The sequence below is a fragment of the Candidatus Neomicrothrix sp. genome, assembly GCF_035329545.1.
GTDB classification, from domain to species: Bacteria; Actinomycetota; Acidimicrobiia; order Acidimicrobiales; family Microtrichaceae; genus Microthrix; species Microthrix subdominans.
Genome location: NZ_DAOLGP010000033.1, coordinates 37,370 through 45,841 on the forward strand (window position 1 = coordinate 37,370; position 8,472 = coordinate 45,841).

The following is an 8,472-nucleotide window of genomic DNA, read 5'->3' on the forward strand; positions in this document are numbered from 1 at the left end:
TAGCACCAGTTCGCCGTTGGGTACCCGGCAGTGTCCTGGCCGTGCACGATGATGTCGGTCAGCGGGTCCAACGGGCTGCTCATCGGCGTCCGCTTCATTGAAGACGCCGTCGCCCGGATCTGCGCGATCAGCTCGGACGCGGCAACGTCGGCGGCCAGGTGCACCGCCTGCTCGCGCTCCATCCGGTCGAAGTCCCCTCGCGCTCTGCTCGCCCCGCGGATCATGTCCCACAGCCCGGTGGTGGTGGAGGTGGACAGGTGGGCGACGACCTGGTGCGCGGTCCAGGCCTCGCACCACGACTGCGCGCTCCACGCGGCCTCATCGAGCCCGTCCAGGTAGTCGCACAGCGCTAAGCACTCGGCCGTGGTGGCGTTGGGCCTTCTGGGTTGGATAGTGACCAACAGGTGACCTCAACCCTCCCCAGAGATGGTGCCGGGCGGCCTGCGGGACCGGTGCCGGCCGGGAGTACGGTCGCGATCCATGAGCCTCTTCTGCAGCGGACGACCTCTCGCTGCGGTGGCGGCCATGATGCTGGTCGCAGCGGGATGTGGTGGTGGCGGCGACGACTCGGCCGCCAACGGCGATTCCAATCCGGCTGCGGCAACCGCATCGACCGCCTCATCGACGAGCACTTCGGCCGATCCCCAGGACGAGGGCACTCGATCCGCGGGCTGTGAGTCGCCACGGCCTAAACCCGGCGAGTCGACCGTGACGATCACCAGCGGGGGAGAGGAGCGCACCTACCTCCGCCTTGTCCCCGACGCCGGTTCTTCCAGCGGCGGCGACGAGACGGCGGCACCGTTGGTGCTGGACTTCCCCGCCTATTCGCCGGCCGAGATGGAGACCGAGTTCAGCGGGTTGACCAAGCCCGACGCCGACGGCAAGGTCCCAGCGGACGAGTTCGGCGCAGTGGTCGTCACCCCCGAGCCGGTCAACGGCGCCGGCACGCTGCTCACCTGGAACTACGTCGACACCGACGGCTGGACCGACGACGTTCGGTTTGTCGCCGACATGCTCGACGACGTGGAGGCAGCCGCGTGTATCGACACCGACCGGGTGCTGGCCACCGGCTTTGCCGTCGGCGGCGTGTTCGCCTCGATCGTCACCTGCGAACTGCCGGACCGCATTGCGGTGCTGGCGACGGTGTCGGGGCTGTACAACCCCCTGGGCTGCGGTGCCGATGCCGCCAAGGCGGTGGTGTCCTTCCATGGCACGGGCGACCGGTTCATTCCGTTCGACGGCGGCATCGGGTCGGGCCCGGCCAACCTTGGCCTGAGCGCCGAGACCACCGCCGGGCTGACGTTCATGCTCGACCGCCCCGGCGCCCTCGACTCCTCGACCGCATGGGCCGAACGGGACGGGTGCGAGGCCAAACCGGTCGAAAAGCCTGCGGGGGATGGGGCCGGGCCCGGCGTCACCCGGCGGGTGTGGCCTGGGTGCGACGACGGCCTGGACGTCGAGCTGTTCGAAATCGACGGCGGCGAACACACCTGGCCCGGCAGCGTCGGCATGGCTGCCTACGAGGGCCTGCTCGGCCCGGTGTCGACCGAGATCGACGCCACGGCAGTGATGTGGGACTTTTTCGAAGCTCACGCCTGAGGTGCTCATGTAAAGTTCCCGGAAGTGAACTCCCCCGTTGGCGCGGTTCGTACAGAGTACGTTTGTGACGTTCGTAACGTGTTACCCTGACAATGCGCTGGAGGACGCTTCCTCCGGGCTTCAGTCGTCGAGAAAGGCCACCCCCCCCCTCATGTGCACCTCCCTTCAGTACACCGATAGCAAGGGCGCGACCTACTTTGGGCGTACCTTGGAGCTCGACGTCGATGAGCCCTGGGTTTTGGCCTACGTGCCGGTCGGCATGGACTTCGTGAGCGACGCTCCAGACTTGGAACCCTTCAAGTACACGTCCAAGTACGGCTTCCTCGGGGTGACCGCACCGGCGCGCATGCCCACCAAGGAGGAGCCGCTCACCCAGAACGACCTCAAGGTCTGCGAGGGGATGAACACCGAGGGCGTCACCTTCAGCCTGCTGGCCTACCCCACCTCCGGCGCGCCGGGCGAGGCGGTCGCCAACACGGTCGAGGCCATCCAGGCTTGGGATCTCGGCACCTTCATCCTCAGCCAGTGCTCCACCGTGGCGGACGCCAAGGAGCAGCTGGCGAAGGAGCACGTCTACCTCACCCGCATCGCCCTGGTCGGCAACGCGGTGTTTCCCTTCCACCTGGTCGTGCACGACAAGACGGGCGCGGCGATCGTCATCGAGTGGCTCGACGGCGAGATCGAGGTCTACGACAACCCGGTGGGCGTGATGACCAACGGGCCAACCTTCCCCTGGCACCTGACCAACCTTGGCAACTGGACGCACCTCACCAACGTCGACCAGAGCTCGGCCAAGTTCGGCTCGCTCGACGTGCACCAGCCGGACTCCGGCATCGCCACCGCCTCGCTGCCCGGGTCGAACACCTCGGTCGGCCGGTTCATCCGCGCCACCTTCTACGCCAACTTCGCCGAGAAGGTCAGCGATCCGGACAAGGCGATGCTCACACTGTCGCGCATCATGGACAACTTCGATCGGCCCCGCGGCGCCACCACCAACCCCTCCACCGAGGGTGGCGAGGGCATGAAGTTCCAGGGCATCGGGGGCAACGATTCCGCTCCCCCCACCGAGTACACGGTGTGGACCAACATGGCCGACCTGAACCGGGGCAAGTTCTTCTTCCGCTCCTACAGCGCGTTCAACTGGACGTCGTTCGACCTCGAGGCGCTGTCCGAGGCGAACGAGCCCCGGGCGATGCTCGCCAGCCAGCTGGACACGATGGGCGGCGACGGAACCCAGGCGCTGCTCGCCGGTATGGCCGTCTGAGCCCTGTCGAGCGCACGCCGAGCATGACGCCATCCGGACGAGAGAAGGGACCGATCGTGGACGCCGAAAAAGCGGCCGAGGACGAGAGCCCGGCCACGGGGCCCACTCCGCTGGTCACCGCCATACAGATCACGCTGACCGAGGAGCGGGGCCACATCTTCGGCCCCCTCGACCTCGACCTGGAGGCCGGCGGGGTGACCATGCTGCTGGCCCCGGCCAGCGTTCCGCGCACCGCGCTGCTGTTGGCCCTGAGCGGCCGCATGCACCTGTCCGCCGGCACCCTGACGATCATGGGTCATACCAACGACCCGCGAGCCACGTTTAAGGACTCGGCGGTCTGCTGTTTGGACGAGATCGACGAGATCGCCCCGGCGGTCACGGTGCGAAGCATCGTTACCGAGTACCTCCGTTGGAACTCACCCTTCTTCAAGTGGGTGCCCAATGCCGACGACGCCGCCCTCGAGGCGCTGTGCGCCGAGACGTTCGGCGACGTGCCGCTTCCGCAACTGGGTGACTTCGTCGAGAACCTTCCGGTGGTTCAACAGCTGCTGCTGAAGATCGTTCTCGCCAACATCGGTCGCCCACCCCTGCTCGTCGTCGGACGCCTCGACGACGTGACCAGCGACGACGACCAGTCCCAGGTGCTCCGTCGCCTGGTGGAACTGGGCAAGCAGCAGTCGATCATCGTCGGTGGAACCAACCGTCCCCCGGCCGATTGGAACATCAAGGTGGTCGACCTGAGTTCCATGTCGTCCGTGCCCAGCTACAGCACTCACGGCCAGGAGGCCAACCCATGATTGCCGGTCTCTCCATCGGAAGCGACGCTCGTCGCTACTTTCACTTCTCCCTGCCCCGCTTGGCAATCGTCACCGTCATCCTGATGCCGCTGCTCTACGGCGCCCTCTACCTGTGGACCTTCTGGAACCCGTTCGGGGAGGTCGACAAGATTCCGGTGGCGATCGTCAACGTCGACAAGGGCACCACCCTGGCCGGCGAGTCGCTCGATGCCGGCGCGCAGGTGTCCAAGCAGCTGATCTCGTCGGGACAGCTGGACCTGACGCAGGTGAAGACCGAGAAGGCGGCCATGGCCGACCTCGAGAACGGCAAGTACTACTTCGTCATCGTCATCCCGGAGGACTTCAGCGCAGCGGTGGCATCACCCACGGGTGAGCAACCGCGCCAGGCGAAGATGACCTTCTACTTCAACGACGCCAACAGCTACCTGTCGACGATCATCGGCCAGGATGCGGCCGCCCAGGTGATCAATCAGGTGAACGCAGCCATCGCCAAGCAGTCGTTGGGCGAGGTGCTGACCGCGGTGAAGGGCAGCGAACCGGTGCTCGACGAGGTGGACACCGGTGCGGAGGACCTTGCCAAGGGCCTCGATGATGCCAAGGTGGCCGCCGGCAAGCTCGAAGCCGGTACCAAGGAGCTGAACGAGCCGTTGAAGACTGCGGCGGCCGGCACCGACGCGCTCGACGCCAAGGTGAACGGCCTGGTCACCAAGGTGGACGACGTGTCCACCAAGCTGCAGGCCAAGGTGGGTGCCAACCCGGTCCCCGGGCAGATCACCGACATCAACGCCGAGGTGACGGGCGTGATCAACGGTGCGGTCACCAAGCTTCAGACGATCGACCTTCCCCCGGCACAGGAGGCGGCGGCCGAGCTTCAGACGGCCTCTGCACGGCTGAACGACGTCAACGCATCGCTGTCCGGCCTGGTCGACCAGGGTGATGCCGACGCCATCGCAGCGCTCGGCGAGGTGCGAGCCCAGGCCGACGCTCTCCGCCAGGACATCGCTACCCTCGACGAGAGCGTCAACCAGCTCTCCGGCGGGGGCGAGCAGCTGGTCGACGGCGCCGCCGAGTTTGCGGCGATCCTCGAGGAGCTGTCGGCCGGCGCCGAGAAGCTGGACAAGGGCTTCACCACCGTCCTTGGCAAGGTGCCCAACTGGACCGAGGCCCAGCGCGACGGGGTGGCCACCGCCCTCAGCTCGCCCGTCCTGCTGAAGGAGAAGACCCTCAACGAGGCGGACACCTTCGGCACCGGCTTCGCCCCGTTCTTCATGTCGCTGTCGCTGTTCGTCGGCGGCATCATCGTCTGGATGGTCCTGACCCCGCTGCGGTCCCGCCCCGTCGAGGCGGGCGTCGGGCCGGCCCCGGCGGGGTTTCCCCCCGACTGGCCCGGGTTGGTGGGGGGGCTCATCCAGGCAACGATCCTGTACGGGGTTGTCCTCGTCATCGGGCTCAGACCGACGCACGTGGTGGGCATGTGGCTCTTCGCCGTACTCGCGTCTGCCACCTTCATCGCCATGATCCAGGCGTTCAACGCCATCTTCGGGGAGGCGGTCGGGCGGGTCGTCACGCTGGCGTTCCTGATGCTGCAGCTGGTGTCATCCGGCGGCATCTATCCGGTGCAGACCACAGCGGGACCCATCCAGGCCCTGCACATGTTCGACCCGATGACCTACACGGTCAACGGGTACCGCCAGCTCAGCGTGGCGGTCTCGGTCGACTCGCGGCTGTGGATCGCCATCGCCGTGCTGATCGGCATCCTGCTCGTCAGCCTGGCAGCATCGACCCTGTCCGCCTGGCGAAACCGGGTGTACACGATGGACCGCCTGTATCCGCTGGTGGTCGTCTAGGAGCCCCGCTCCAACCGTTTGATCGTCAAGTACTCACAACAAAGGGAGAAGTAACAGTGAAGAGCCGAGAACCAGCAGCCGACCCGAGCCTCGTCCAGCCGGCGTTCACCGAACGGTTGAGCGTCCAGCCCATCCCCAGCCTGCGGATGCCAGCGGAGGAGAACGACCCGGAGGTTGCCTACCGCTTCATCCACGACGAGCTGATGCTTGACGGCAACTCGCGGCTGAACCTGGCCACGTTTGTGACGACGTGGATGGACGACGAGGCCGAGCGGCTGATGTCGGAGACGTTCGACAAGAACATGATCGACAAGGACGAGTACCCCTCGACCGCCGAGATCGAGACCCGCTGCGTCAACATGGTGGCGGACCTGTTCCACGCCGAAGACCTGTCCGAGACCGACGCCACCTCCGCCACCGGCGTGTCGACGATCGGCTCCTCCGAGGCGGTCATGCTGGCCGGGCTGGCGATGAAGTGGCGCTGGCGCGCCAAGCGCGAGGCCGAGGGCAAGGACACCTCCAAGCCCAACTTCATCCTGGGCACCAACGTCCAGGTGGTGTGGGAGAAGTTCTGCAAGTACTTCGACGTGGAGCCCAAGTACCTGCCGATGGAGCCGGGCCGCTACGTGGTGACCCCCGAGCAGATCCGCGACGCCGTCGATGAGAACACCATCGGTGTGCTCGCCATCCTGGGGACGACCTTCACCGGCGAGCTCGAGCCGGTCGCCGAGATCTCGGCGGTGCTCGACGACCTGGCCAAGTCCGGCGGCCCCGATGTGCCCATGCACGTCGACGGCGCCAGCGGCGGCTTCGTCGTGCCGTTCCTCCAGCCGGACCTGGAGTGGGACTTCCGCAACCCGCGGGTGGTCTCGATCAACGTCAGCGGCCACAAGTACGGCCTGACGTACCCGGGCATCGGCTTCGTCGTGTGGCGCTCCAAGGAGTACCTGCCCGAGGACCTGGTGTTCCACGTCAACTACCTGGGCGGCGACATGCCCACGTTTACCCTCAACTTCTCCCGTCCCGGCAACCAGGTGGTCGCCCAGTACTACAACTTCATCCGGCTGGGTCGCACGGGCTACACCCGCATCATGGAGGCGCTACGCGACACCGCCATGATGATCTCGGCGCACATCGCCACGATCGACGGGTTGAACGTCATCACCGACGGCAGCGCCATCCCGGTGCTGTCGTTCAACTGCGACGACGATCTCGGCTTCACCGTGTTCGACATCTCCCACGAGCTGCGGGCCCTCGGGTTCCAGGTGCCGGCGTACACGATGCCCGCCGACGCCGAGAACGTCGCCGTGCTGCGGGTCGTCGTTCGTGAGGGCTTTAGCCGCGACATGGCCTACAAGCTGGGCCTGGCCATCGAGCAGGTGGTCGAGCACCTCAAGGCCGGCGCCCGGCCCCAGGCCACCAAGGCCGGTTTCGCCCACTGAGGTTGACGAGCTGAGCGATGGGGGTGTCGTCGGCAGCGATGCCGTCGGCACCCCCTTCGTCATTCTGCCCACCTGGCCCCCCTACCAACGGAGATCTCCATGAGCTCGGGCTCCCACGACGACGTCGCCACAACCACACTCAGTGAGTCGGCGACTGCCCCGCTGGTATTCCGTCCCACCCTGCGCATGCAGTCGTGGACGTTCATCATCGGATCCTCGCTGTTCGCCCTGGGTTCCGCCCCCGGGTTGGGTAAGTGGCTCGGCACGACGGGCGCCAACACCAGCTTCTTCATCGGCGCATGGTTCTTCACAGCGGCCGGCTTCATGCAGTTGCTGCTGAGCGAGCCCCGCATCGGACCCCGTGGCGGCGTCCGGGCCGTGTGGCTGGCAGCCGCCGCCCAGTCCTTTGGCACCGTGTTGTTCAATGTCAGCACCGGTGCTGCGCTTCACACCCGGCAACTCTCGGCCGAGCGGGACTTCGTCTGGGCGCCCAACGCCGAGGGCTCGCTGGCCTTCCTGATCAGCGGCGGACTGTTGTGCTTTGTGCTGCTGCGCAACAAACACTATTTCGAACCGCGCTCCCGAGACTGGTGGAGCACCTGGATCAACGCCGCCGGTTGTGTTGCGTTTGGCATTTCGGCGGTCGGTTCGGTGCTGACCACCAGCGGCAACGTCATTAACCCGTCATGGGCCGACACCGGCACGTTCGTCGGGGCGCTCTGTTTCCTGGCCGCATCGGCGGTCTGGGTGGTCGGCCGACAGCCGACAGTGGGTAACGACGCCTAAGCGAGCACCTGCTCCGGGGTGATTCCCACCAGCGCCGTGTACAGCCCGGGGTCGGTCGCCCCCTCGGTGTTGATCACCAGCACCCTGGATGTGGCGTCGATCCCCACGCTTTCCCGCAGCTCCGGGTCATCGGCCACCTGCAGCAGCCCGGCCAGGCCCGCCACGCCGCTTTCGCCGCCGACGATCGGCGGGGCGCCGGGTGCGGGACGGGCCAGGCGCACCCACGCCGCCGGCGACCCCGCCCCGCCCCGCGGGAGGAAGCCGTCGGCCCCCCGGTCGAGCACCTCGCAGTCGAGCCAGGCGATCGAGTCCGGCACACCCACCCGTCCGTCCTCGACGGTCAACAGCTCGTCGGCGACGTAGCGGAACTTCCGGCCCGGATAGGAGAAGTACTGGGCCGCGCCGATCTGGTCGGCGGCAAGGATCGACACCGTGAAGCGCCCGGACCCGACGATCAGCGGGTGGGTGTCGTGCTTCGGCGACACCGACGCGAGCAGGATGGGCGACTCGAACGAGACCTGGCAGACCCAGTGGGAGCAGTACGCCCGGGCCACGCCGTCGTGGACGGCGCCGACGACCTGCACGCCCTTGATCATCTGCCCGAGGCAGCGCTTGAGGCCCTGGTCGATCATCAGTTCAGCCTCGCCCGGTGTCGGGCGGCCGCCGAACGGTCGGCGGCCGCGCGGTGATCGGTCGCGCCGTCGGCGACGGCCTCGAGCACGTCGGCCGCAGCGGTG

The 8,472-nt window shown here is 67.1% G+C and carries 7 protein-coding genes and 1 pseudogene; 6 read left to right on the plus strand and 2 right to left on the minus strand.

The window, feature by feature from the left end:
- Nucleotides 1-71: 71 nt before the first annotated feature.
- Nucleotides 72-401, minus strand: a pseudogene (locus PKD89_RS19985) (maleylpyruvate isomerase N-terminal domain-containing protein); the annotation flags it as partial.
- 79 nt (nt 402-480) lie between these two features.
- Here PKD89_RS19985 and PKD89_RS15675 point away from each other — a divergent pair.
- The 6 genes from PKD89_RS15675 to PKD89_RS15700 all read left to right on the plus strand — a co-directional run bounded on the left by PKD89_RS15675 (nt 481) and on the right by PKD89_RS15700 (nt 7,735).
- On the plus strand, nt 481-1,599 hold the full coding sequence (locus PKD89_RS15675; RefSeq protein WP_289012607.1) for an alpha/beta hydrolase family esterase: 1,119 nt from the start codon (nt 481-483) through the stop codon (nt 1,597-1,599).
- A gap of 151 nt (nt 1,600-1,750) precedes the next feature.
- The gene (locus PKD89_RS15680) at nt 1,751-2,863 is read left to right on the plus strand and encodes a linear amide C-N hydrolase (protein WP_287378736.1); all 1,113 of its coding nucleotides are present in this window, start codon (nt 1,751-1,753) and stop codon (nt 2,861-2,863) included.
- Between the two features lie 56 nt (nt 2,864-2,919).
- Nucleotides 2,920-3,660, plus strand: coding sequence for a hypothetical protein (locus tag PKD89_RS15685; RefSeq protein WP_289012606.1), 741 nt, complete (start codon nt 2,920-2,922; stop codon nt 3,658-3,660).
- Entirely contained in the window at nt 3,657-5,507 is a 1,851-nt protein-coding gene (locus PKD89_RS15690) for a YhgE/Pip domain-containing protein (protein WP_324332527.1), read from the plus strand. The genes PKD89_RS15685 and PKD89_RS15690 overlap by 4 nt, the downstream gene beginning before the upstream one ends.
- Before the next feature lie 56 nt (nt 5,508-5,563).
- A complete protein-coding gene (locus PKD89_RS15695; RefSeq protein WP_287392239.1) occupies nt 5,564-6,949 on the plus strand; it encodes a glutamate decarboxylase in 1,386 nt (461 codons plus the stop codon).
- A 99-nt stretch (nt 6,950-7,048) separates the two neighbouring features.
- Nucleotides 7,049-7,735 (plus strand): hypothetical protein, encoded by a 687-nt coding sequence (locus PKD89_RS15700; RefSeq protein WP_289012604.1) that lies wholly within the window; start codon nt 7,049-7,051, stop codon nt 7,733-7,735.
- On the opposite strand, the gene PKD89_RS15705 is transcribed toward PKD89_RS15700, so the two are convergent.
- Nucleotides 7,732-8,367 (minus strand): flavin reductase, encoded by a 636-nt coding sequence (locus PKD89_RS15705; protein ID WP_289012603.1) that lies wholly within the window; start codon nt 8,365-8,367, stop codon nt 7,732-7,734. The genes PKD89_RS15700 and PKD89_RS15705 overlap by 4 nt on opposite strands.
- Nucleotides 8,368-8,472 lie beyond the last annotated feature (105 nt).

Coding starts and splice junctions, on each gene's coding strand:
- PKD89_RS15690 (WP_324332527.1), top strand. CDS start 3,657: ATGATTGCCGGTCTCTCCATCGGAAGCGACGCTCGTCGCTACTTTCAC.
- PKD89_RS15705 (WP_289012603.1), bottom strand. CDS start 8,367: ATGATCGACCAGGGCCTCAAGCGCTGCCTCGGGCAGATGATCAAGGGC.
- PKD89_RS15675 (WP_289012607.1), top strand. CDS start 481: ATGAGCCTCTTCTGCAGCGGACGACCTCTCGCTGCGGTGGCGGCCATG.
- PKD89_RS15700 (WP_289012604.1), top strand. CDS start 7,049: ATGAGCTCGGGCTCCCACGACGACGTCGCCACAACCACACTCAGTGAG.
- PKD89_RS15680 (WP_287378736.1), top strand. CDS start 1,751: ATGTGCACCTCCCTTCAGTACACCGATAGCAAGGGCGCGACCTACTTT.